The organism is Bradyrhizobium sp. F1.4.3 (genome assembly GCF_040548375.1).
Taxonomy (GTDB): domain Bacteria; phylum Pseudomonadota; class Alphaproteobacteria; order Rhizobiales; family Xanthobacteraceae; genus Bradyrhizobium.
Genome location: NZ_JBEPRN010000005.1, coordinates 355,871 through 380,398 on the forward strand (window position 1 = coordinate 355,871; position 24,528 = coordinate 380,398).

At 64.2% G+C, this 24,528-nt stretch carries 24 protein-coding genes; 20 read left to right on the forward strand and 4 right to left on the reverse strand.

What is annotated here, in order from left to right; all coding sequences use genetic code 11:
- The 11 genes from ABIB73_RS18235 to ABIB73_RS18285 all read left to right on the forward strand — a co-directional run bounded on the left by ABIB73_RS18235 (position 1) and on the right by ABIB73_RS18285 (position 12,151).
- The gene (locus ABIB73_RS18235) at positions 1-801 is read left to right on the forward strand and encodes an N-acyl homoserine lactonase family protein (protein ID WP_354225874.1); all 801 of its coding nucleotides are present in this window, start codon (positions 1-3) and stop codon (positions 799-801) included.
- 130 nt (positions 802-931) lie between these two features.
- On the forward strand, positions 932-2,371 hold the full coding sequence (locus ABIB73_RS18240; RefSeq protein WP_354225875.1) for an aldehyde dehydrogenase: 1,440 nt from the start codon (positions 932-934) through the stop codon (positions 2,369-2,371).
- A 444-nt stretch (positions 2,372-2,815) separates the two neighbouring features.
- Positions 2,816-3,952: an ATP-grasp domain-containing protein gene (locus tag ABIB73_RS18245; RefSeq protein ID WP_354225877.1), complete on the forward strand. Its 1,137-nt coding sequence runs from the start codon at positions 2,816-2,818 to the stop codon at positions 3,950-3,952.
- On the forward strand, positions 3,949-4,839 hold the full coding sequence (locus ABIB73_RS18250) for a succinate--CoA ligase subunit alpha (protein ID WP_354225879.1): 891 nt from the start codon (positions 3,949-3,951) through the stop codon (positions 4,837-4,839). Before ABIB73_RS18245 ends, ABIB73_RS18250 begins: the two co-directional genes overlap by 4 nt.
- 34 nt (positions 4,840-4,873) lie before the next feature.
- Complete coding sequence (locus ABIB73_RS18255; RefSeq protein ID WP_354225881.1) at positions 4,874-6,079, forward strand: FAS1-like dehydratase domain-containing protein; 1,206 nt, start codon at positions 4,874-4,876, stop codon at positions 6,077-6,079.
- Positions 6,080-6,170: 91 nt separating this feature from the next.
- Complete coding sequence (locus ABIB73_RS18260) at positions 6,171-7,370, forward strand: CoA transferase (RefSeq protein ID WP_354225883.1); 1,200 nt, start codon at positions 6,171-6,173, stop codon at positions 7,368-7,370.
- Positions 7,367-8,557: a CaiB/BaiF CoA transferase family protein gene (locus ABIB73_RS18265; RefSeq protein WP_354225885.1), complete on the forward strand. Its 1,191-nt coding sequence runs from the start codon at positions 7,367-7,369 to the stop codon at positions 8,555-8,557. The genes ABIB73_RS18260 and ABIB73_RS18265 overlap by 4 nt, the downstream gene beginning before the upstream one ends.
- Positions 8,558-8,580: 23 nt before the next feature.
- Positions 8,581-9,432: an HTD2 family dehydratase gene (locus ABIB73_RS18270; RefSeq protein WP_354225887.1), complete on the forward strand. Its 852-nt coding sequence runs from the start codon at positions 8,581-8,583 to the stop codon at positions 9,430-9,432.
- A 45-nt stretch (positions 9,433-9,477) separates the two neighbouring features.
- Positions 9,478-10,305, forward strand: a complete 828-nt coding sequence (locus tag ABIB73_RS18275) for an ABC transporter ATP-binding protein (protein ID WP_354225889.1) — start codon at positions 9,478-9,480, stop codon at positions 10,303-10,305.
- Entirely contained in the window at positions 10,302-11,093 is a 792-nt protein-coding gene (locus ABIB73_RS18280; protein WP_354225891.1) for an ABC transporter permease, read from the forward strand. Before ABIB73_RS18275 ends, ABIB73_RS18280 begins: the two co-directional genes overlap by 4 nt.
- Positions 11,094-11,131: 38 nt before the next feature.
- Positions 11,132-12,151: an ABC transporter substrate-binding protein gene (locus tag ABIB73_RS18285; RefSeq protein WP_354225893.1), complete on the forward strand. Its 1,020-nt coding sequence runs from the start codon at positions 11,132-11,134 to the stop codon at positions 12,149-12,151.
- Between the two features lie 21 nt (positions 12,152-12,172).
- On the opposite strand, the gene ABIB73_RS18290 is transcribed toward ABIB73_RS18285, so the two are convergent.
- The gene (locus ABIB73_RS18290) at positions 12,173-12,748 is read right to left on the reverse strand and encodes a cysteine hydrolase family protein (RefSeq protein WP_354225895.1); all 576 of its coding nucleotides are present in this window, start codon (positions 12,746-12,748) and stop codon (positions 12,173-12,175) included.
- Entirely contained in the window at positions 12,745-13,428 is a 684-nt protein-coding gene (locus ABIB73_RS18295) for a GntR family transcriptional regulator (RefSeq protein ID WP_354225897.1), read from the reverse strand. Before ABIB73_RS18295 ends, ABIB73_RS18290 begins: the two co-directional genes overlap by 4 nt.
- Positions 13,429-13,856: 428 nt before the next feature.
- On the opposite strand from ABIB73_RS18295, the gene ABIB73_RS18300 reads away from it, so the two are divergent.
- The 8 genes from ABIB73_RS18300 (at position 13,857) to ABIB73_RS18335 (ending at position 21,093) form a co-directional block, all read left to right on the forward strand.
- Positions 13,857-15,020 (forward strand): ABC transporter substrate-binding protein, encoded by a 1,164-nt coding sequence (locus ABIB73_RS18300; RefSeq protein ID WP_354225899.1) that lies wholly within the window; start codon positions 13,857-13,859, stop codon positions 15,018-15,020.
- A gap of 97 nt (positions 15,021-15,117) precedes the next feature.
- A complete protein-coding gene (locus ABIB73_RS18305; protein ID WP_354225901.1) occupies positions 15,118-15,867 on the forward strand; it encodes an SDR family NAD(P)-dependent oxidoreductase in 750 nt (249 codons plus the stop codon).
- Between the two features lie 4 nt (positions 15,868-15,871).
- Positions 15,872-16,771, forward strand: coding sequence for an NAD(P)-dependent oxidoreductase (locus ABIB73_RS18310; protein WP_354225903.1), 900 nt, complete (start codon positions 15,872-15,874; stop codon positions 16,769-16,771).
- 2 nt (positions 16,772-16,773) lie between these two features.
- Complete coding sequence (locus ABIB73_RS18315; protein WP_354225905.1) at positions 16,774-17,664, forward strand: branched-chain amino acid ABC transporter permease; 891 nt, start codon at positions 16,774-16,776, stop codon at positions 17,662-17,664.
- Positions 17,651-18,631 (forward strand): branched-chain amino acid ABC transporter permease, encoded by a 981-nt coding sequence (locus ABIB73_RS18320; RefSeq protein WP_354225907.1) that lies wholly within the window; start codon positions 17,651-17,653, stop codon positions 18,629-18,631. Before ABIB73_RS18315 ends, ABIB73_RS18320 begins: the two co-directional genes overlap by 14 nt.
- Positions 18,628-19,413, forward strand: a complete 786-nt coding sequence (locus tag ABIB73_RS18325; RefSeq protein ID WP_354225909.1) for an ABC transporter ATP-binding protein — start codon at positions 18,628-18,630, stop codon at positions 19,411-19,413. Before ABIB73_RS18320 ends, ABIB73_RS18325 begins: the two co-directional genes overlap by 4 nt.
- Entirely contained in the window at positions 19,406-20,143 is a 738-nt protein-coding gene (locus tag ABIB73_RS18330) for an ABC transporter ATP-binding protein (RefSeq protein WP_354225911.1), read from the forward strand. The genes ABIB73_RS18325 and ABIB73_RS18330 overlap by 8 nt, the downstream gene beginning before the upstream one ends.
- 11 nt (positions 20,144-20,154) lie before the next feature.
- Positions 20,155-21,093, forward strand: coding sequence for an SMP-30/gluconolactonase/LRE family protein (locus ABIB73_RS18335; RefSeq protein WP_354225913.1), 939 nt, complete (start codon positions 20,155-20,157; stop codon positions 21,091-21,093).
- Between the two features lie 82 nt (positions 21,094-21,175).
- On the opposite strand, the gene ABIB73_RS18340 is transcribed toward ABIB73_RS18335, so the two are convergent.
- Both ABIB73_RS18340 and ABIB73_RS18345 read right to left on the reverse strand, forming a co-directional pair.
- Positions 21,176-22,348 carry a TCR/Tet family MFS transporter gene (locus ABIB73_RS18340; protein ID WP_354225915.1) on the reverse strand — a complete coding sequence of 391 codons (1,173 nt, stop codon included), beginning with the start codon at positions 22,346-22,348 and terminating at the stop codon, positions 21,176-21,178.
- A 73-nt stretch (positions 22,349-22,421) separates the two neighbouring features.
- A complete protein-coding gene (locus ABIB73_RS18345) occupies positions 22,422-23,462 on the reverse strand; it encodes a lysophospholipid acyltransferase family protein (RefSeq protein ID WP_354225917.1) in 1,041 nt (346 codons plus the stop codon).
- 323 nt (positions 23,463-23,785) lie between these two features.
- Between ABIB73_RS18345 and gmd the strand changes: the two genes are divergently transcribed.
- Positions 23,786-24,528, forward strand: a 743-nt coding sequence (gmd, locus tag ABIB73_RS18350; protein ID WP_354225919.1) for a GDP-mannose 4,6-dehydratase, incomplete at its 3' end; no start/stop codon positions are given.

The following is a 24,528-nucleotide window of genomic DNA, read 5'->3' on the forward strand; positions in this document are numbered from 1 at the left end:
ATGTCCGAGTATGAAATCTATGCGATCCGATACGCCAGGAAGGATGACCGGCGCTCGTCAGTAAACTTCATCGAGAACGATACGCCGGACACCGACATGCCGATGGACTTCTTCGTCTGGGCGTTGGTTGGCCGGGACCGTACGGTGATCGTCGATACCGGCTTCGACGAGAAGGCCGGAAAGGCTCGCGGCTATGCCGTGACGCGACCAGTCGCCGATGGCCTGAAGCAGATCGATGTCAACCCCGATAACGTCAAGGATGTCATCCTGACCCACATGCACTGGGACCATGCCGGTAATCACGACCTGTTTCCCCGGGCGCGGTATCACGTGCAAGAGCGCGAAATGCATTTCTGCACCGGCCGGTGCATGTGCGATGCCGAGCAGAAGAAGGCATATAACGCGGAGGACGTCAGCCACATCATCAGGCGGAATTTCGAAGGGAGTGTGACACTTCACGATCCAAATTCCGATTTCGCTGACGGAATATCCTTGCACTGGCTGGGCGGCCACACCGCGGGACTTCAGATCGTGAGGGTCAAGACGAGACGAGGTCACGTGGTGCTCGCCTCGGACGCCTCGCACTATTACGCCAACATTCTGCGGCGTCGGCCATTTCCAGTGTTGTTCGACATGAACCAGATGCTGAATGGCTTCGCGGTGATTCAGAAATTGGCCGATAGCCCGTCCCACATCATTCCAGGTCACGATCGGCAGGTGTTGTCGCTGTTTCCTGCTGCGCGGGAAGGGCTCGATGGCATCGCGCGACTGGACGCCGATCCCTGCGGAAGCCCTGCCTAATCATCGACCGAAGCCGGAGGTGAAGGTCGACGCAGGACACGCTGTCCGGATCAAAAGCGCAACGGTTCACCAATTGCGGAGATAACGGATCACGCCGAAGAAGTACGGAATTGCCATCGCGAACGAAACGGTGAGCGCGCCGAACCAGGAATGGTTTGCCGCGATAAACCCCTATAGCCGCGAGGAATGGGCGTTGGTCCCGCAGGCAACTCCGGGGCAAGTCGCCGATGCGATTGCTGCCGCCAGGCGAGCTTACGAATCGGTTTGGAGCAAAACATCCGGGCTCGCTCGCGCGACGTTGCTCAACAAGCTGGCCGACTTGCTTGATGCGCAGGCAGAGCGCATCGCCATCATGGAGAGCACCGACAACGGAAAGATTATCCGGGAGACGCACGGCCAGATGCATTTTGCGGCTCGCGCCTATCGGTTTTTCGCGGGCTGCGCCGACAAGATCTTCGGCGATACGATTCCTCTGGACCAGCGTGACGTGTTCGACTTCACGCGTCGGGAGCCGATCGGCGTTGCGATCCTCATTACTGCTTGGAATTCTCCCATGGGCCTGCTTGCCAATAAGCTTGCACCCGTACTTGCCGCTGGCAATTGCGTCGTCATCAAGCCTTCCGAGCACGCATCCGTGACGACGCTGGAATTCGCCGAACTTGTCCGTGAGGCAGGGTTTCCGGCAGGTGTCATCAACGTCGTGACCGGCGACTACAGGACGGGGCAGGCTCTGCTCTCGAGTGGACGAATTGATCGTGTCAGTTTCACAGGCAGCCCGAATGTCGGCCGTCAAATCGCAGCGGAGGCAGGCCGCTTGCTCGTCCCAGTCACTCTGGAACTGGGGGGAAAGTCTCCCAACGTGATATTCGACGATGCGGATCTTGATAAGGTCACGGTTGGCGCTCTTGCCGGCATCTTCGGCGCGACCGGTCAAACCTGCATCGCCGGTTCACGCCTCCTCGTCCAGCGTTCCGTTCACGATGAGATCGTGAAGCGGCTCGTCGCCCGCGCTGGGAAGATAAGACTTGGCAATCCGCTGGAGAAGACGACGGATATGGGGACCGTGGCGAATGAGCCGCAATTCGATCGTATCCTCAAATGCATCGGCGATGCCCAAAAGGAGGGGGCGGTTCTGGCTTGCAGCGGAAAACATGCGACAGGCCATGGTCTGGGAAAGGGCCTCTTCATTGAGCCGACCATCTTTACCGGCGTGGAGAACAAGATGGCCATCGCACAGGAGGAGGTGTTCGGACCTGTGCTGTCAATCATTCCCTTCGATACCGAGGATCAAGCAATCCACATCGCCAACGATACGAAGTATGGACTGGCTTCCGGAGTCTGGACGACGAATTTATCGCGCGCACTGCGTGTTTCGCGGGCGGTTCACGCAGGAACGGTTTGGGTGAACACATACCGCGCTTCCAGCGCGATGGCTCCATTCGGCGGGTTCAAGGAGTCCGGATTTGGCAAGGAGCGCGGCGTAGCGGCCTTGGATGAATTTCTGCAAACTAAGAACGTAATGATCGATTTCTCAAACGAAGAGCGTGATCCCTTTGCACTTAAGATGTGAAATGAGCCGCGCAAAGTAGCTGCTCTCACGTCGTGCACAGATTGAGCGGTGTGGATCTGCCGCTCCTAACGATCTCCAGGGACGCAATTGGTTCTGCTGGAGAATAGCGGCGGTCAATACGATCGCCGTCGCCCCAGAGGCGTTTCCTCCCTGGACTTGAGCTCCGCAGCCAACTCGACCGCGGAACTCCTTTTCGCGACAAGATCGTGCGGCGCAGGCGGATTGCCCAGGGCAGCGAGGCTCACTTTCCTGGTTGAGAGCCGGGGGATACATCTGCCCAGTGCCAAATACCAGCCGTTACCAGAAAAATGCATTATCCGTGGAGTAGGCCAGGGCTCCGTCAGGAGCCCAGGTCAAATCTCTCACCCTTTCAGAGGATTTATCTCCGTCGGAAGCCGAAAATCTCGCAAATGAGCCGTTGACCGCCGCTAAATAGAATGCATTATGCATTCTATGTTGCTGACCGAAGCCCATGGCAAGGCGCTGCTGCGCGCTGCTGCCGTCATCACACCCTCAAGCCACGAGTTGCGATCGTTGGACGACGTCCGCGGTTGCCGCGCCGACTTCCCGGTTGCGGTCAAGGCACAAGTCGCCGCCGGGGGGCGAGGCAAAGCCGGGGGCATTCGGAAGGCGAATTCGCCATCCGAGCTGGAGAGCGCATTCGGCGCGATCATGGGCATGCGGTTCGCCGGCGAGGCGCCGTCGTCGGTGCTGGTGGAAAGCTGGCTCGATATCGAGCGCGAGCTCTATCTCGCTGTGGCGATCGACAGCCGTGTCGGGGGCTTCAACGTGCTCTATTCGCCGCGCGGTGGGATCAACATCGAGGACGGACCGCCGCCGCTGAGCTATCCGGTCGGGCTCGCCCGCAATTTCCGCGCTCACGAATTCCGCGCGCTTCTCGAACCGGTCGAAAGCGACGCCAAGGTGCGCGAACGCGTGATCTCCACTGCGCGGCGCCTGCTCGAGATCGCGCAGACGAATGAATGCACGACGGTGGAGATCAATCCGCTGGTCGTTGCCAGGAGCGGTTCGTTGATCGCGGCGGACGCGAAGATCGTTCTCGACGAGGCCGCGGCATTTCGCAAGGCGGCCACGGCGTCGGCCATTGCGGCGTCCCGTGAAAAGGCTGAGCGTGACATCAGGCTGTGCGAAGAGGCCAATCTGATGCTGGTCTGGCTCGACGGCGAGATCGGCCTGATCTCGGGCGGCGCCGGCATGACGATGGCGGCGATGGATGCGATCGACGGCGCCGGCGCGCAGCCGGCGTGCTTCCTCGACGTGAGCGGCAATCCGACGCCTGCGGGTTTCGGGCTTGCTTTCGACCTTCTGGATCGCGCGCCGAACGTGAAGGGCATTCTGGTCAGCATGTTCGGCGGTGGGCTGCACACCGATCGCGTCGCCAAGACCCTCGTCGAGCTTCTCGCGAAGCGGGCAGCGGCGAAACCGGTGACGCTGCGGCTGAACGGCACGCGCAGCGATCTCGCGACGACCATCCTGCGCGACGCCGGCCATCGGAACCATGCGACGTTGGAAGTGGCCGTGACCGACATCGTCAAGCAAGTTGCGGAGGCGCGGTCATGAGCATCCTTCTCGATGCGGATGCACGCGTGCTGATTGTCGGCATCACCGGCAAGTTCGGGACGTTTTCAGTCAAGGATCTCGCGCAGAGTCACACCAGGGTCGTGGCCGGCGTGGCGCCGGGGCGCGGCGGTCAGACGATCGAGGGCGTTCCGGTCTTTTCCAGCGTTGCAGCTGCAATGAAGGAAACCCAAGCCAATGCGGCACTGGTCTACGTGCCGGCCGTGGTTGCGCTCGATGCGGTGCTCGAGACCATCGAGGCGGGCTGTCCGCTGATCGCCTATCCCGGCGACGGCCTGCCGGTGCTGGACGCGATGGAAATGCGTGCGGCCGCATTGGAACATAGCGCGCATCTGGTCGGTCCAAACTCGCCCGGCCTGATCTCTCCCGGCAAGGCCAAGCTCGGCTTCATGCCCTCCTTCTGCTACGCGCCGGGACCGATCGGCGTCATCTCGCGCAGCGGCTCGCTCTCCTATGAAGCCTGCTTCCGGCTGTCGTCGGCCGGTCTCGGCCAGACCAGCGTGATCGGCATCGGCGGCGATCCCGTGCGCGGCGTCAATGCCGCGGAAGCGATCGCGCTGTTTCACCGCGACCCGGACACGCGTGCCATCATCTATCTCGGCGAGATCGGCGGCTCCGAGGAATATGCGCTTGCCGAATACGCCGGGCGTCCGGATGCCAAGCCATCGACGGCCCTGCTCGTCGGCCGCACCGCGCCCGCCGGCAAGAAGATGGGGCACGCCGCCGCGATGATCGGCTCCTACGCCGAGAGTTGGGCCGCCAAGGTCGAGGCGCTGAATCGTGCCGGCGTCGTGATCGCGCGAGATCTCGACGGTCTCGCGGCAGCCGCCGCGGCGGCACTGGCCCGCGTCATGAAACCCGCAGCCTAGCAAACGTCAACTCATACAGGGATTGGAGACGAGAATGTCAGATGTGATGGAAAAAGAGGTCGGTCACGCACCGGCGGAAGGAAAGATCACCGACGAGGCGATCGCGCAGGCACGCAGCATGATCGGCCTCCAGCTTCGCCCGGAGGGACCGTATCTCCAGGACGCCACCGAGGACACGATCCGCAATTTTTGCAACGGCATCGGCGATCTCAATCCATTGTACCGCGACGCCGAGCATGGACGCCAGAGCCGCTACGGATCGAACGTCGCGCATCCGATGTTTCCGATGGCGTTCGGCTGGATCGGCCGCACCCGTTGGGGCCTTCCGGGCGTGCACGGCTTCTATGCCGGCAACGACTGGGAGCTGTTCCGCCACATCCGGCCCGGCGACCGCATCACCGCGATCGAACGCGTGGTCGGCATCGAGGAGAAGGAGAGCAAGTTCTCCGGCCGCCTCGTCCTGCAATATGTCGAAGCCACCTATTCCAATCAGCGCGGCGAGATCGTCGCCCGCGCGCTCGGGACCTGCACGCGCCACGAGCGCAAGGCCGCGCGCGATGCCGGCAAGTACAAGGACGTCAAGCCATACGAATACACGGCCGATGAATTCGCCGCGCTCGACGAAGCCATCCTGAAGGAGGATGAGCGGATGCGCGGTACCGCGGTGCGCTATTTCGAGGACGTCAATGAGGGTGACGAGCTGCCGCCGATCGTGCGCGGGCCGCTCTCGCTGATGGACACGATGGGCTTCCTGGTCGGCTGCGGTCGCGGCCACACCCATGGCATCGTGCTGAAATCGGCGGTCAAGCATCCCGGCCATTTCTTCCGCAATCCGGAAGCGGGCGGCGGTATCGAATATACCGGCATCGGACATCATCGCGAGTCCGTCGCGAAGGAAGTCGGCGTCCCCGGGACCTACGACTACGGTCCGCAGCGCTCCTCCTGGCTCGCGAGCCTCGTCACCAACTGGATGGGAGATGCGGCCTTCCTCAAGCGCGTGCGGACCGAGATGCGGCGCTTCAACACCATGGGCGATTCCACATGGTGCAGGGGCAAGGTCGGCAGGAAATACGTCAAGGACGGCTTTGCGCTGGTCGATCTCGAAATCCATGGCGAGAACCAGCGCGGTGAATTGACCACGCCCGGCCTTGCTACCGTGATGTTGCCGTCGCGCAACGTGAAGAACCGCGTGTTCTTCGACGGCGGAGAGCTCAATCTGGAACTGCCGACGATCCGCTAGCGCGGACCCGAACTAAAAACCGGGAGCATGATGCGCGTCGCCGCGTCATGCTCCGGAGACGCCGACAAGAACAACAAGGGGAAGCGTTGCCATGACGGAAGGGGCCGTCGCGCCGCTGTTGGCGGGAGTGATCGTCGTCGAAATCTCGCGAGGGGTCGCGGCGAGCCATGCCGGCCGCCTCCTGTCCACGCTCGGTGCCGAGACGGTTCTCGTCGAACCGCCGGACGGCAACCCCCTTCGTCGTGAGCCGCCGACGCTTCCTCCGGCCAACGAGGCAAGCGCGCTGTTCGCGTTCCTGGCGGCTGGAAAGCAAAGTGTCACCTGCGATCTCGCGACACCGGCCGGGCGGGCAGGGCTGTCCGCGCTGCTGGCCGCGGCCGACGTCTTCATCCATGATCTCCGTCCCGGCGAACGCATCGCGCTGGAGCTCGATGAAGCGAGCCTCGGGAGCTGCTACCCAAAATTGATCGACGTCTCGGTGCTGCCGTTCGGCGCCTTCGGACCGAAGGCCGATTGGCACGCCGAGGAGATCAATCTGATCCACGCATCGGGCGAAGGCTTCCTGCTGCCCAATGGTCTCGCGGCAGAGCTGTTTCCCGATCGTCCGCCGCTGAAAGTCTACGGACACTTCGCCGAATATCAGGGCGGCGTGGTTGCGGCGCTCGGAGCACTGTCCGCATTGATCGGTCGCGAGCACGGCGGTGCCGAAAGCGTCGATGTCTCGGTACAGGATGCGGCGCTTGCCGTAGGCGCATTCGCGCTCCAGCGTCTTGGCGACGGTTCGCTGGAACACCGCCAGACGCGCTCCTTCAAATATGGTGGCGTGCTCGCATGCGCCGACGGCTATGTCGAGCTGTTGACGCTCGAGGACCGGCAATGGCGCGGCCTCGTCGAGCTGATGGGGCGCCCTGACTGGATGCTCGATCCTGCACTGTCGGACGCGCTGGAGCGCAGCCGGCGCGGCGCAGAGATCAACCGCGCCATTCGCGCCTGGGCGCTCGAGCAGCGGACCGCCGATGTCGTCGCGCGGGCGCAGGCGCTCGGCGTTCCCATGGCAAAATACGGCAGTCCCGCCGAAGTACTGTCTGGCGCGCATGAGCGCGCGCGGAACCTGTTTCAACCGGTCGAGATTCCCGGCGCGGGTCGTCTGCCGATCCTGGCCGCACCGCTCCACGTCGATGGCGCGGCACCGGGTTTGAGGGCAGGGCCGCCGCGGCTCGGCGAGCATCAGCATCTGCTGGCGGTCAAGCGCCGCCGCGACCAGCCGGCGATTGCCGCGGAGGCCTCATGAAGCCGCTTGCCGGAGTCCGTATCGCTGATTTCACGCTGCATGCCGCGGGTCCTTTCTGCACGCACATCCTGTCGCAGCTGGGTGCCGAGTGCATCAAGATCGAGAGCGCGTCACGTCCGGACATCTTCCGCAAGCCGCATCCGGTCTATGGCCGGATGGGACCTGCGAGCTTCGACCAGGTCGCTGCGAACAAACTGTCGGTGCGCATCAATCTGAAGGATGCCAAAGGTGTCGCCTTGGCAAAGAAGCTGGTCGGTGTGAGCGATCTGGTTTGTGAAAGCTTTCGACCCGGCGTGATGGAAAGGTTGGGTCTCGGTTACGCGGCGCTCGCGGCGCTGAAACCCTCCGTCGTGATGGTGTCCGTGTCATCGTCGGGGCAGAGCGGGCCGGATTCGCATTTTGCCGGCTATGCGCCGCTGTTCGGCGCCTGGGGCGCGCTCGGCTATCTCACGGGTTATGAAGACGGACCGCCGGTGGAGATGCGGCATGTGATGGACCACAGCGTCGGCATGAACGCGGCGATGGCGGCTGTGGCTGCGGTGTATCGCCTTCGCCACAGCGGACGCGGCGGCCATGTCGACGTGAGCGCGCGGGAAGTGGCCTGCTCGCTGGTCGGCGAGGCGCTGCTGTTCGCCGCCGCAGGAGGTAAACCGACGCGGATCGGCAATGATCATCTGCGCCTGGCGCCGCATGGTGTGTTCCGGACCCGCGACGAGGATCGCTGGTTGACCATCGCGGTCGGCTCCGATGCCGAATGGCGGGCCCTTGTCAGGCTGATCGATGCGCCGCACCTGCTCACCGATCCGCGGTTTCAGGCCGCTTCGAGCCGACACGCACACCGGCGGGTGCTCCATGACGAGATCGAGCATTGGACGGTGACGTGCGAGGCCGGCGAAGCCGAGCGGATGCTACAGGCGGCCGGAATTGCGGCGCATGTGTCTTGCAACATGGAGGACATCGCGCACGACCGGCATCTGCGTGAGCGTGGCACCGTCGTCGATGTCCAGGACACGACAGGCCACCAGCGCGCCGCGATCAAGGTCCCGATCCGCTTCTCGAAGTCCGACGCCGGCATGACGCGCGGCACGCCGCGGCTCGGCGAGGACGAGGACTACGTGTTCGGTGAACTGCTCGGCTTAAGCAGCGAGGAGCGCCGGAGCCTGATCGACCAGCGGGTGATTTACTGACCGATTGAAGTGGAGTTGCCGTCATGAGCGAGAGCGTAGAATTGGCCGGGCAGGACTGGCAGGCCTGGGTAGGCCGCAAGGAGACCATCCACGGGCGCCTCGCGTCCGACCGCGTTGCCGCACTCGGCGCGGCACTTGGCCTTGAAGGAAACTACGCCGCGGGCGCGCCTTTGCCGCCCGGATGGCACTGGATCTTCTTCAACCGCTTCGTGCCGCGCGAGGGGCTTGGAACTGACGGACATCCCAAGCGGGGCGGCTTCCTGCCGCCGGTGTCGCTGCCACGCCGCATGTGGGCCGGCGGGCGGCTCACCTACCACGAGCCATTGATCGTCGGCGGCGAAGCTGTTCGCGAAAGTACCATCGTGAAGGTCGAGGCCAAATCCGGACGCGCCGGAAAGCTGGTATTCGTCACCGTCAATCACAGCATTGCCTGTGATGGCGTCGCCTGCATCACCGAGGAGCAGGACATCGTCTATCGCGAGGCGGCCGCGCCGGGGACACCGGCGCCCGCGGGCGTGCCGGCTCCGCAGGACGCGACGTGGTCGGAGGCGTTTTGTCCCGACACGGTGCTGCTGTTTCGCTATTCGTCGCTGACATCGAACGGGCATCGCATCCACTATGATCAGGCTTACGCGCGGGCGGAGGAGAACTATCCCGATCTCGTCGTGCATGGGCCTCTGACGGCGACCTTGCTGCAAGGCTTTGCGCAGAGGAACACGGGCAAGCCGCTCAGATCGTTCGAGTTCAGGGGCGTCGCTCCGTTGTTCGTGAGCTCGCCGTTCCAGCTGCAAGGGAAGGGCGATGGGGCCGCGCTCGACCTGTGGGCCAGCGGTCCCAACAATGCGCTCGCGATGCACGCATCGGCGCAGGTCTGAGGACGTGAGACCGGGGCGGGACCAGACATACGTGAGGTCCAGGCGATGAGATCCGTACATTTGTCTGTGGTCTCCGAGCAGAGTTCTGAGGCGCAGAGCACACCCGCGGTCGAGCTGCGCGGGGTCGGCAAGACCTTCACCGCGCGCAACAGCCGGGTCGAAGTGCTGAGCGGCCTGAACTTCTCGCTTCAGAGCGGCGAGTTTCTCGCTATCGTCGGGCCGAGCGGCTCGGGCAAATCGACAGTCCTCAACCTGCTCGCCGGCCTTGATCGGCCGACCGCGGGCGCGGTCCTGTGCCAGGGCGAGCCGGTTGCTGCGATCAACACCGGGATCGGCTATCTCACCCAGCATGACAGCCTGCTGCCGTGGCGAACGGTGGAGCAGAATATCGCCGTTCCCCTGGAAATCCGTCATGTCGACCGCGGCGAGATCGCTGCGCGCGTTCACGACCTGATCGCGCAGGTCGGACTGGAGGGCTTTGAACGCCACTATCCGAACCAGCTCTCCGGCGGCATGCGCAAGCGTGCGATGCTGGCGCGCACGCTAATCTATGATCCGACGGTTCTCCTGATGGACGAGCCGTTCGGTCCGCTCGACGCCCAGCTCAAGCTGGCACTCCAGGGCGAACTTCTGAAGCTGTGGTCGGCACGGCGCAAGACGGTGGTGTTCGTGACCCACGATATCGTCGAAGCGATCACGCTTGCCGATCGCGTCTTGGTCTTCTCTGCGCGCCCCTGTCAGATCAGGCTCGATGAGCCGATCGCCATTCCGCGGCCGCGCGAGGTGCACGAGGTGCGCTTCCATCCCGCATTTGAAGAGCACTATCGGCGGCTGTGGGCGGCGCTCGAACCTCCGGCGAGGCGACCATCATGAGCACGCAGGCATTGTCCGAGACGCGGGCCGAACCGACGCTTGGCCCGTCCAGCCGCGTATGGCTCTACCGCACGGTCTTCGTCGTCGCGATGCTGACCGCCTGGCAAGCCGCATCGGGACCGCTGCTGGATCCGTTCTGGGTGAGCAGTCCGAGTGCTGTGTGCGAGACGCTGGTGGCGTGGACTGCGAGCGGCCAGCTCGAATATCACCTGCTCATCACGTTCAAGGAGACCTTCGCCGGCTTCGTACTGGGGGCGACGGCCGGTGTCCTGTTTGCGCTGCTGGTCGGTGCGAGCGATACCTTGCATCGCACCGTCGATCCCTTCGTCACGGCGGTCTATGGCGTGCCCAAGGTCGCGCTCGCGCCGCTCTTCATCATGTGGTTCGGCATCGGGCTCGCGCCGAAGATCGTGCTCGCCGCGATCAGCGTCTTCTTCCTGGTGTTCTTCTCGACATTGCGTGGCGTGCGCGAGGTCGACCTGAAAATGGTCGACGCGCTCCGGACCATGGGCGCGGGCAAATTCGCGGTCCAGCGTATGGTGATATTCCCGGCCGCGCTGCCGTGGCTGTTCACGGGACTGAAGCTCGGCCTGCCATACGGCTTTGTCGGCGCGGTCGCGGCCGAGATGATGGCCTCCAATGCCGGCATCGGCTACCTCACGCAGAACTCGGCGGGCCAGCTCGATACCGCCGGCGTGTTCGCCGCGCTGTTCGCGCTGATGGTCGTCACCACCCTTCTGAACGAAGCGCTCGGGCGATTGGAGAGCTGGATCTTTCGCTGGCGCTGAAGGAGACGTCGTCACAACAAAGAAAAAAGGAGGACACCATGATCACGCGTCGAACGATGCTGGGCGGTATCGCTGCAGGAGCGCTGGCCGGCTCGGCCACGCGCGGGCTGTCGCAAGGTGCAGGCGGCAAGCCGATCACGATCGCGATCGGCGGCTACACATTCGCCTATCTGCCGCTGCTGGTGGCGACGGCAGCGGGGTTCATGAAAGATGCAGGCCTCGACGTTTCCCTGATCGACACCGGGAGCGGCACCAACAGCATGGCGGCCATCCTCGGCGGCAGCGTCGACGTCGCGGGTCTGGTGATGAGCGATGTGATCCTTGCTGTCGCCAAAGGACAGAAGATCAACGCCTTCGCCCCATTGATGTCGCAATATGCGAGCGACGCCGTGATCGGCACGAAGACCGCCGCGAGGATCGGTCTTGCGGCGGACATGCCGCTCAAGGAGCGCATGGCCCGCATGAAGGGCCTGACGCTTGCGATCTCCGGCCGTGGCAGCGGCACGGACAAGATCTGGCGCTACCTGCTGTCGCTGGGCGGGCTCGATCCCGAGAAGGATGTCAGCCTCACTGTGGTCAAGCTCGACAAGATGTATCTGGCGCTGCGATCGGGCCAGATCGACGGCTTCAACACGACGGCGCCCGCGAACAACCAGGCGGTGGAGGACGGCCTTGCCGTCTGGGCCGCGCGCCCCTCCCATGGCGAGGTCCCAGGCATCGAGAATTTCCTCTACACCGTGCTGTGTGGAAGGCCGGATTTCCTCGACAAGAATCCTGACACGGTTGCCGCGCTGGTCCGCGGCATGACCAGGGGATCGGAGTTGATCCGCAACGATCCCGATGCGGCCGGACAGGTTTTGCGCGAGAACTACTTCCAGCAGACCAATCTCGAGCTGATCAGGCACACGGTGTCGGATCAGCGTATGACCGTAGCGGTGCCGCCGACCCTGTCGGAGCAGCAGTTTTCGCACAATATCGAGTTCGAGCTGAAGTTCAGCGATGCCGTGCGCGGCGTGACCTACCAGCAGGCGATCAATCCGCGTTGGCTGGGTGCGTAAGAGGGAGAAGGGGAAAAAGCGTCAGCCGAAGCTCACATCGGCGCTGTTCTTGATCGCGGCGAAGCGGCCGAGGCAGCGCAGGGCGCTGTCGTGCTCGTCGGTCGTGCCGCCGGCGCAGCAATCCTCGAGCACTGTGCAGGCGTAGTCGCGGTCGTGCGCCTCCCGCGCGCCGGTGTGGACCACGCCGTTGGTGGAGACGCCGGACAGGAACAGATCCGTGACGCCATGGGCGCGCAGGATCGGCTCCAGCGACGTGCCGTAGAACGGGCTCACGCGGTGCTTGACGATGTCGAAATCGCCTGCCTCGGGCTTGAGGTCGGGGTGAACTTCCGTGCCCCAGGTGCCGAGCTTGAACATGCCGGCGCTGCGGGCACGGGAGAAGATCGGCGAGTTGGGCGGGCATTCCCGGTAGTCCGGCGAAAATCCGACCCGGACATAGCCGATCAGCGCGCCGGCCGCGCGCGCCTTCGCAATCACCGCCTTGGTGCGGCCGAGCACGTCGCGCTCCTTCATCAGGGGGACGTAGGTCTTTGCCCCTCCGCCATTCTCGTGGACGAGGTCGTTGAGCATGTCCATGACGAGCAGCATCGGCTTCATAGCGTCTCCTTTTCAGAGCTCTTCGATTTGACGGAAGTTTCGGACCGGGCTGGCAGGCTGTTGCGCAGCTCGTTCCAGCCGGTCTCGATGTGCTGCCGCATCGTCAGCATCGCGCCTGCGGCGTCGCTTTCGATCACGTTCTTGAGGAGCTCGTTGTGCTCCTTGGCAGCGCGTACCGCGCGGCCGCCGATGCGGTTGATGACGTCGAACGGATACTGCGCCCACAGCACCTGGACGAAATGCAGCGTCTTCGGCAGCCGCGCAAAATCATACATGCGCCGATGGAAGCGGTAGTTGATGCCGCGTGCCGCCCTACTGTCGTCGGCGAGCGCGGCGGCCTCGAACTGCCGGGCCAGCTCGCGCAGTTCGGCGATCTCCTCGGCGGTGATGTTGCGCACAGCGCTTTCAACCAGCTGGGTCTCGAGCGTGATCCTCAGCCTCAGAATTTCGGTGGACGCCTCGACGTCGAATGGCGCCACCGTCGCGCCGCGATAAGAGTCGCTCGAGAGATAGCCTTCGGCCTCGAGCAACTTCAGCGCCTCGCGAACCGGGGTGATGCTAATCTTGAGCTCTTGCGCGATCTCGGTCTGCTTCAGCCGGGCGCCTCGGGGCAGTCTCCCGGAGATGATGCCCTCGCGGAGATAGTCAGCGACCTGCTCCTCTTTCGTCCGATATTCCATTGAGTGCCGCCGCCCCTGACCGATTTGCCCGCGACTACCATAGACGCGCCCCATGGAGGAGGGTAGAAGTACAAACGATAATGCATGATGCATAATCGAGGTCGATCCCGGATGTCCAGCTTTTTGTCTCGCTCCTTCCTGTTTGTCCCGGCCAATCGTTCCGGGCGGTTCGACAAAAGCTGTCGCGTCGGATGCCCATCAGGTTGAAGGCGGAGACGGAGGCGGCGCGACCGTGGTGCTCGATGGCACAATCATCGACGCACCCGTCATCCGCCGCGCAGTTTGGGAGTTGTCGGGCGACATAATGCATAATGCATTTTTTCTTGACCACGCCGGCTCCTCCCATTAAAGCTCGTCGGACAAAAAACAGATCGGGGAGGGCGGTTATGAGACGGCGAGATTTTCTAAGACTCTCGGGTGCGGCCGCGTTGGCATCAGCCTATCCCGGCAGCTCACTCCTTGCGGACGAGATCGGCGTCGATGCCGCCGCCAAGACCATCACCATCGGCGGCTTCACCCCGGTCACGGGCCCCGTTCCGTTCTACGCGATCCTGACACACGCGGCTGACGCCTATTTCAAGAGCGTGAACGAGGCCGGCGGCATCAAGGGCTGGAAGATCAACTATGTGACCCTCGATGATGGTTACGATCCCGCCCGCAGCGTTGCGGCGGTCCGGCGCCTGGTCGAGGACAACCACATCTTCGGGCTTGTCGCCGCGGTCGGCACAGCGACCAACGTCGCGGTCATTCCCTTTGCCAAGGAGAGCGGCCTTGCGATGATCGGGCCGATCGGCGGGGCCAGCGCGTTCTTCGCCGAGCCGAACATCTTTCCGTTGCTGCCCGACTACGGCTGGTCGGCGGCGTCGAACGCCGAGTTCGCCATCAACGACCTCAAGCTGAAGAAGATCGCGCTGCTTTGGGAGAACGACGAACTCGGCCGTTCGGCGAAGCGCGGCTTCGATCTCTTCATGGAGGCGAACAAGATCGCGCCGGCGGAGTCGGTTCCGTTCGAGGTGAAGACCACCGACTTCACACCGCATATTCGCCGTGTCGCCAATTCCGAGGCACAGGCGGCGATCCTGTTCGGCTCCAATGCCAATCTCGCGGCCGCGCTGAAGGCGGCCGACCGCCAGGGCGTCAAGCTCACCTGGTTTGCGCCTTTCTTCACCGCCGATCCCGCGACCTACAAGTTGACCGGCGATCTCCTGAACGGCGTCTACTTTTCGTCGTGGCTGCTTCCAGTCGACAGCACCGAGCCCGAGATCAAGGCTTATCGTGAAGCTGTGGCAAAGTACTATCCGAACGACCCGGTCGGTGTGTTCGGCCTGAACGGCTGGAGCAATGCCGCACTGTTCGGCAGCATTTTCGGCGCGCTGATCGACAGCGGCAAGCCGATCACGCGGGCCAACCTGGTCGAGGCGGGCAACACGTTGAGCAATGCCTCGGTCGGCGGCGCGCGCAAGGTAACCTTCACCGCGTCAGACCACCGCGGTACGCGCCAGGAGGCGATCCTGCAAGCGCAGGGCTCCTTCGTCATGGTGCGCGACTTCAAGCCCTATCCGGCAGTGGCCTTCGACGCCAAGCCGGCCTGAGCCGATCCTTTCAGCGGGTGGCCGCAAGACGCGCCCGCCCGCCGTCCTCCTCTTAACTGCCAACAAGAACGAGCAAGAAAAGCAAGGAAATCTCGACATGACTGGATCGCCCTTGAGCGGGCCCTCGCGTCTCGACGGACAGACTGCCCTCATCACTGGAGCCGCCGGCGGCATTGGCCGGGCCGTGGTTGCGGCCTTTTGCGAAGCCGGTGCCGACGTCATCGCCACCGATATCGTCGCCGATGGCGGCAAGTTTCCCGCAAGGGCGAGCTACCGCCGCTGCGACGTGACGGATCGTGGGGCCATCGAGGGCCTGATCGATGACGAGCTGAAGATTCGCGGCAAGATCGACATTCTCGTGCTCTGCGCCGGCACGATCGCCAATACGCCGTTGCCGCAATCGACCGATGACGAATGGGAGAAGATCCTCGCCGTCAACCTGATGGGAACCGTCAATCCGGTCCGCAAGCTCTACCCGGTCATGGTCGAGCGCGGTTTCGGCAAGATCGTGGCGCTCGGATCGATCGCCGCCAAGATCGGCGGCGTCGCTTCGGGTCCGGCCTATGTCGCGGCAAAATCCGCCGTGCATGGCCTGATGAAATGGGTCGCCAAGAACGGCGCAGGCAAGGGCGTCTATGCCAATGTCATCGCGCCCGGTCCGGTCGAAACCCCGATGTGGGCGACCGTTACCGATCGCGCAGCACCGTCCGCGAACGGCAACGTGCCGCTGGGACGCTTCGGCCAGCCCGAGGACATCGCACAGAGCATTCTCTTCCTCTGCTCGCCGGCGTCGAACTGGATCACCGGAACGGTGCTCGACGTCAATGGCGGCATGTTGATGGATTGACGCCATGAGCGCAGCACAAACCCTCGGCTTCATCGGGCTCGGCGTCATGGGCGGTCCGATGTGCCGGAACATGGCAAGGAAGCACGCAGGCCGCGTGCTGATGCTCGACCGCGAGCCGGCCGCGATCGCGGCGCTGGCCGACACCAAGGCGGAAGCGGCGACTTCACTCGAGGCGCTCGCGGCCGCGGCCGACGTGGTCTTCCTGTCGCTGCCCGGCGGACCGCAGGTCGAAGCGGTCGCTGGCGCGATCGCGCTGGTGGCACGGCCGGGGACGACGGTCGTCGATCTCAGCACCACGCCCGTCGCGCTGGCGCGCAGCGTGGCGGATCGGTTGAAGGCCAAGGGCTTCGACTTTGCGGATGCGCCGGTGGCGCGCACGCGAGAGGCGGCCCAGCGCGGTGAGCTCAGCATCATGGTCGGTGCCGAGGCGGGCGCGTTTGCGCGGATCAAGCCGCTGCTCGACTACATCGGCTCCGACGTCACCCATTGCGGCGAGGTCGGCTGCGGCCAGGTCGTCAAGCTGGTCAACAACGCGCTGGTGTTCGAGCACACGCTGGCGCTCGCCGAGATGATGGTGGTCGGCGAGCGTGCGGGCGTCAAACCGGAAACGCTGCTGAGCGCGGTGTCGAAGGGGTCGGGCGACAGCTTCGTACTCCGCAATCACGGCACCAAGGCGATGCTGCCGCGCAATTTCCCGGAAAAGGCGTTCCCTCCGGAATATGTGCTCAAGGACCTCGACTATCTGCTCCAGCTCGCCTCCGACACCGGCGTCCGTCCCGGCGTCGCCGAGCTCGCGCGCCGCTATTACGACGCAGCGTGCCGGCAAGGTCTGTCCGGGCGCTACTTTCCCGGCGTGATCGAGTTCATCGAGAGGGGCGGGACGCCCGGTGAAGGGCAGGCGTGAGCGTGGCGGGATTCATCAGGGACATCCTGCCGCTGTTGTGGTCCGGCCTCATCTCCGGCTGCCTCTACGGCGTCGGGGCCCTTGGCCTCGTCATGGTGTTCAAGAGCTCACGCGTCGTGAATTTTTCGCACGGTAATCTCGCCTGCCTCGGCGCCTTCGTGGTCTACGGCTTTTCCAGCGGCAGCCTGCTGAGCCTGTCCTGGGGCAGCGCGGTTGCGTTGGCGCTCGGCATCGCGGCCGCGATTGCGGCCATGAGCTATGCCCTGATCGCGCCGATCGTCTTCAAGTCCGATCTCGCCTCTACCATCGCAACGCTCGGCATCGGGCTGATCCTGCAAGGCGCCGTGCAGCTCGTGTTCGGCGCCGACATCGTCAATCTCGACCTGCCGATGCCGCGCTTCAACTTCAGTCTCGGCGCAATCCGCATTTCCTCCTATGACCTCACGGTCCTCGTCGTCACGCTCGCGATCGTCGGTGGCCTGTTCGTGATCATCGAGCGAACGAAGCTGGGGGTCGCGTTCCGCGCGGTGTCAACCAATCCCTTCGCCTGCGAGGTCTGCGGATTGAACCTGCGCTCGGTCCATCTGTTCTCCTGGCTCGCCGGCGCCGTCCTCGGTCTCGTTGCGGCATTGCTGATCGTGCCGACGACGTTCCTGAGCTCTACGACGGTGCCGTCCTTCATGTTGCAGGCGTTTACCGCCGCTGTGGTCGGCGGCTTCTCCAGCCTGCCGGGCGCCGCCGTCGGCGGCATCCTGGTCGGGGTCGCCATGAACCTGTTCTCGTTCTACGTCTCGCCGGAGTTCATGAACACCTTCCTGCTCGGCGTGATCCTGCTGACGCTGAACTTCTTCCCAAACGGACTTTTGGAGCGGACGATCGGTGGCCGTGTCTGACCTCGCGCATGTGTCCAAGGCCGGATTGTCCGCCCGTCGCGGTCACGTCGACGTTGCGCGTCTGGCCATGCTTGCTCTGGTCGTGGTCCTGGCGCTGCTGCCGCTGCTTGCCGGCGGCTTCCTGCTCTACAGCCTGTCGCTGTGCTTTGCCAACGCGCTTGCCGTTCTCTCCGTCAGCATGCTGGTGCGTTACGGCGGCGAAGTGTCGATCGGACATAGTTTCTTCGTGGCGCTCGGGGCTTATGCGGTCGCGATCGTCGAGCACCGGCTGGGCCTGTCGGTTGCCGTGAGCCTTCCGCTGGCAACATTGCTCGGCGCCGGCGCCGGCTTCGTCTTTGCATTTCCGTCGCGGCGGCTGTCCGGAATCTATCTGGCGGTGGCGACCATGGCGCTGGCGCTGGCGCTGCCGGAGATCCTGATCGGCTTCGAGAAATTCACCGGCGGCTTTGAAGGCCTCTATATCGCGCAAGACCTGATCCCCGGCGTCTCGAAGGCGTTGCAGCGCTATTATGTCGCTCTCGTCGTGCTGGTGATCATCTGCCTCGCGCTGGCGCATTTTCGCAAATCCGCCCAGGGCCTGGCGTTGTTGATGGCGCAGGCGCAGCCGCGCGCCGCCGAAGCCATAGGCATCACGCGCAGTTGGGCGCGCATCTCGATCTTCACGCTGAGCGCGGCGCTGGCGGCCATGGCCGGCGCGCTGACGGGCTTTGCGTCTTCGACCGTCTCGCCGAACAGCTTCACCTTCTTCAGCGGCGTCTTCCTGCTCGTCGGCTCGGTCGTCAGCCTCAACGGGCTGTCCTTGCCGGCGGCACTCGCCGGCGGCGCCTTCATCACCCTGGTGCCGACCTATCTCGCCCAGGCCGGCGATTGGGTTCCGATCCTTTACGGGGTCGCGCTCGTCGCCGTGACGCTGGCCGCCAATGCCGGCGATCTCCGCCGCTTCCTGCCGCGTGGGAGAGCGCGATGACAGAGGTTGCCGGCAGCGACGGGCTGATCGCGGAAGGCATCTCGCTTGCCTTCGGCGGGCTTCAGGTGCTCAGCGACGTCTCAATGACGCTGCATCCGGGCGTGATCACCGGGCTGATCGGGCCGAACGGCGCGGGCAAGACCAGCCTGTTCAATTGCCTCACCGGGCTTTACCACGGCCAGCGTGGCCGCAGCAGCTTTGCGGGCGCGACGCTGAACGGGCTCGGTCCTGCCCAGCGCGCGGCGTGCGGCATCACCCGGAGTTTCCAGAATCTGGCGATGTGTCCGGATCTGTCGTTGCTGGAAAACGTCCTCGTCGGCCTCACCCTGAAGCGGCGTTCGGGCTGGTTCAGCGCATTCGTGCCGACGCCGACGCAGCGGGCCGAGCAGCAGGACGTCGAGCGCCGCGCCATGGCGGCGCTGACCGAGCTCGGCATCGCGTCTGCCGCCCATGACAAGCCGTCTGATCTGCCGCCGGGGACGTTGCGCCTGGCCGAGATCGCGCGGGCCATCGCCAGCGAGCCTCGCGCGATCCTGCTCGACGAGCCGGCGGCGGGCCTCAATGCGGTCGAGACACGCGATCTGATGCGCGCCCTGAAGCGTTTGATGCGCCCCGACCTCGTGCTCCTCGTTGTCGAGCACGACATGGACCTGATCATGGAACTCTGCCAGCAGATCTATGTGCTGAACTTCGGTAAGATGATCGCAAGCGGAACGCCGGCCGAAATTCGCGCGCATCCGGACGTCATCCGGGTCTATCTCGGAGACGAGTCCGATGACTGAGCTGTTCTCGGCGCGTAACCTTTGCGTCAGCTACGGCGCGGCGCGGGTCGTCGAGAATGTCGATCTCTCCGTGCCTGAGAAGGGTGTGGTGGCGCTGCTTGGCGCCAACGGCGCCGGCAAATCGTCGGTCCTCAAGGCCATCGCAGGGCTGGTCCCGGCCGCGGGCGAGATGCGCTTCGCCGGCGAGGATATCGCCGCGCTGCCGGCGCGGCATCGCGTCCGGCGCGGCATCGTTTACGTCCCCGAAGGCCGCCAGATCGTCGGCTCGGTTACGGTTGCCGAAAACCTCCTGCTCGGCGGCTTCTTCCTCGACGCGCGCATGCAGCGGCAACGGCGCGATCTCATGCTGGAGCTGTTTCCCGAGATCGCGAACCGCCTGAAGTCGCCGGCCTGGATGCTGAGCGGCGGCGAGCAGCAGATGCTCGCGATCGGGCGCGGCCTGATGAGCGCGCCGCGGCTGCTTCTGCTCGACGAGCCTTCGCTGGGACTGGCGCCGCTTCTGATCCGCCGCGTGTTCGAGCGTCTGGTGACGATCAAGCAGGAGACCGGGCTCGCCATCATGCTGGTCGAGCAGAATTTCCGCATGACGATGAAAGTAGCCGACGCGCTCTATTTCGTCCGCAACGGCGCGATCGTGGGCCATCGCAGCGCGGCGGATCTTGCGACCGCGGCAAGCCGTGCCGAGGTGGTGGAAGCCTATCTTGGCGCGGGCCAGTCCGCGCCGGCATGATGGAGTGACAGATGCGCCTCGAGGGCAGAGAGATTGCGACCGGACTGGCCTTTCCCGAGGGACCGATAGCTCTGGCGGATGGCAGCGTCATCGTTGTCGAGATCGAGGGCGGTCGGCTCACGCGCGTTCTCCCCTCCGGCCGGAAAGAGGTGATCGCAAATCTCGGCGGCGGTCCGAACGGCGCCGCCATCGGTCCGGACGGCAAATGCTACGTCTGCAACAATGGCGGCTTCTCCTGGCACAAGGACAGAAGCAACTTTGTCCGTCCGACCGGCTGCGCTGAGGATTACACCACGGGCCGCATCGAGCAGGTCGACCTCAACACCGGCGCCGTCAAGACCCTCTACGACGGTTGCGGTGGCGTCCACCTCAAGGGGCCGAACGACATCGTCTTCGACACCAAAGGCGGATTCTGGTTCACCGATCTCGGCAAGACCTATGGCCGGCTGATGGACCGCGGCGCAGTCTACTACGCTCGTGCCGATGGCTCCATGATCCGGGAGGCGATCTTTCCGATCATGACGCCGAATGGCATCGGGCTGTCGCCGGACGGGCGCACGCTCTACGTCTCGGAGACCGAGACCAGCCGGATCTGGAGCTATCCAATCACGGGCGAGGGCGAGGTCGCGAAGGAGCCCTGGCCGTCGCCCAATGGCGGCAGGCTGCTCCACGGCCTGCCGGGCTACCAGCGCTTCGATTCGCTCGCGGTCGAGGAGGGCGGCAATATCTGTGTCGCGACGCTGGTGCGCGGCGGGATCAGCGTGTTCTCGCCGGGCGGTGACCTCCTGGAATTCCGCGAGGCCGATGAGGTCTACTGCACCAACATTTGCTTCGGTGGCGCCGACATGCGCACCGCCTTCATCACACTCTCCGGCACCGGCCGCTTGATTGCGGTCGACTGGCCGCGGCCGGGGCTTGCGCTCAACGACTCCCGCACCGCGCGCAGATAGCTGGATCGGCCCCACTGACAAACCTCCCACCCGCGTGTACCGTGACGGCGGACGCACCGGGCAGGGCGTCCGGGCCACTGAATCATGAGTTCGTTTTCCGGCAAAGGACGAGCGGCACCGCGACGGCGAAGAGCGCAACCCCGACGATCCACACGAGCCCGGTCCAGTCCGGCCGCGACAGGGCGTAGATCCCACCAAAGACAAGCGGGCCGAAGATCGCCGCCAGGCTGACGAAGCTGGAGACGACGCCCTGCAATTGGCCCTGGCGGGTACGATCGACGGCTTTCGACTGAAGCGATCGTAGCGCGGGTGCGCTGATTCCGCCGAACGCGATCAGTGGGATCAGCGCGAAAGCGATCCAGCCCGCTTGCGCGAAGGCGAGAACGAGGAGGGCGATCGCCTCGCAGGCGATGCCGAGGATAAGCGTGCCGCGTTCGCCAAGCCATCGTGTGAGCGGAGCAATGGCGAAAGCCTGCGCCAAGGCCACCAATGCGCCGAAGATGCCCAAGGAAAGACCGATATCCGTTGCGGTCCAGTGGAAGCGATCGGTGACGAACAGCACCCAGATCGTGCTGTAAGTCTGGCCGACCAGACTGACGAGCAGGAATACGATCAGCAGCGGGATCAGTGTGCGAAAATTGAGCGCCCAGCGTAGCGGCGCGAACGGGTTCAGCGTCCGCCATTCGAACGGCTCGCGCGCGGCGAGATGCGACTCAGGCAGAACCAACAGCGCAATCAGGAGATTCACGCCACTCAACGCGGCGGCCGCAAGGAAAGGGGCGCGTAGCGAAATGTCGCCGAGCATGCCGCCGATGACCGGACCGATGACGAAGCCGGCACCGAAGCAGGCATGGAACAAGCCGAAGCGGCGCGCGCGCTTCGCCTCCGGCGAGATGTCCGCGATGGTGGCGGTGATCATCGCCACGTTCGCGGCCGTCAGCCCGGCAATCGTGCGGCTGGCGAACAACAGCCACAGATACGGGGTGAATGCCATGACGAGATAGTCGATGGTCGAGCCGGCGAGGGCGAGAAGCAGCACCGGCCGGCGGCCAAAACGATCCGACAGGACGCCGAGCACCGGCGTGACGACGAATTGCGTGAGCGCGTGCAGCGCCAGCATCGCCCCGTAGAGCACGGACAAATTGTCCGTGCCGGCCATGGCGTGCAGCAGATTTGGCAGGATCGGAAAGATCAGCGCGATGCCTGCCGCCTCGAGCGCGGCGCAGGCGAGGATCGCGACAAGCGGTCGGCTCATGGGCTTTGGTCGGTCAAGGTTTTTGCGGCCTGTCGAGGGGCACGGGCATGCTGCACGCGAAAGCGTCCGCGTGTCAGACGATGCTTTCCGCAAGCGCGGGCGATGAATGGGACGGAGCATCCCGCCGGCGAAGGTGATCAACGGTGCCGGTCCAGTTCGAGCGCAGCTCGTCCACGGCCAGAGCCGCGGCTTCATCGTCCCCGGGCATTGCGAGCGCCGAAGTCAGGAGGTCCGGGCGCCGACGTTGTGCGATCGCAAGGTAGGGATCATTGGGGATCGGGTGCCAGAGCCAGTAGGCCGCGGGCTGTTCTGCCGCGAACCCGTCGACACGGGCGGCGATCTTCTGGGTGAAGTCGGAAGCCGCGTTCCGAACAGGCATCCATGGCCGGTAATCGATGGGGTCAAGGATGTTCATTGAGAAGCCCGCTGCGTCACGGCGAGATGCAAAACCGGGAAGGACCAGTGTTCCCGACCGCGCATATCGCGCTGGCCCCGGCGGATAGCGGAAATCGGCGTCATGGGTCTTGATGGTGATCCCGGCGTATTTGGCGCTGGGATAGACATCCACGACCATGAAGACGACGCCGTTGTTCTGAAGGACCCTCGATATCTCGGCGCCAGTGTTCCGTCGTGCGAAGGCGATCGGCGTGGCCGCGGTCGCACGACGGCCGGCATAAATCCATCGTTCGGTCGGTGTTGGCTGTTTGCCGATCGAATACACGAAGCCGACATTGAGCCCGCGATCCCTGAGATGCGCCGCGAACAGTTCGAGGCTTCCGATATGAGGCACCGCAAGGATGCAGCCGTTGCGCGACTTTGAAAGAGCCCGGGCGAGACGATCGAGAGCCTGGTCCGGGATCCTGGCTTCGAGGCCCATGGCCCTGTCGCGATCCTGCTGCAAGTTGGCAAGGTCGAACAGGACGGTGACCCAGGCTGCCAAACCGTCGATCACATGATCATGGGTCGCGGTGCCGCGGCGAATGATGCTCTGGCGCAGGAACATGTTGTTGCCCATCGAGCTGGGCAGGCTCGCGATCACACTTGCGATCTCTCGCGCAACATCCGGCTGACGTGCGACCGGGACGACAGGCGCCAGGCAGTCGACGAGGGTCACGACAGCAGTCTGGATGTCTCCGTGCTCACGGGGAAGGGGCCGCGCGTTCGCCTCGCGCGGTTCGATGTCTGCTGTTGCTTCCCGGAACGTCACTTGACCCCAAACCCGCTGGATTTTGCGGGAAAATCTCACCACACAAGTATTACCAGCTTCTATAGGTTTCCCTTAAACAGCCGGTCCTCGCGGCAGGATGCTTCGGAAAAAGCGCGCCGTATCGCCATATTGGGTTGACCCCAGGGGGCGATATGTCAGAGAAGGGCGGGGTTTCGGCCGGAGCTGGAAGCCGGCGCACCGTCGGGGCACTGTTGGGAGCAAGCGCGGATATGGTTGAGCGGATCGCTCTCATCACCGGCGTGACCGGCCAGGACGGCGCCTATCTCGCCGAACATCTGCTGTCGCTCGGTTATGTCGTGCACGGCGTCAAGCGGCGTTCGTCCTCGTTCAACACCGCGCGTGTCGACCATCTCTATCAGGATCCGCATGTCGGCAACGTGCCGTTCCAGATGCACTACGGCGACATGACGGATTCGACCAATCTGATCCGCCTGGTGCAGCAGATCCGGCCGACCGAGATCTACAATCTGGCAGCCCAGAGCCACGTCGCGGTCAGCTTCGAGAGCCCGGAATACACCGCCAATGCCGACGCGATCGGCGTGCTGCGCCTGCTCGAGGCGATCCGCATCCTCGGCATGGAGAAAGAGACGCGGTTCTACCAGGCCTCCACCTCCGAGCTCTATGGTCTCGTGCAGGAGATCCCGCAGAGGGAGACCACGCCGTTCTATCCGCGCTCGCCCTACGGCGTCGCAAAACTCTACGGCTACTGGATCACGGTGAACTACCGCGAAGCCTACGGCATGTTCGCGAGTAACGGCATCCTGTTCAACCATGAGAGCCCGATCCGCGGCGAGACCTTCGTGACCCGCAAGATCACCCGCAGCGTCGCCCGCATCGAGGTGGGGCTCGAGCAGACACTCTATCTCGGCAATCTCTCGGCCAAGCGCGACTGGGGCCATGCCAAGGACTATGTCGAAGGCATGCATATGATCCTGCAGGCCGACAAGCCGGA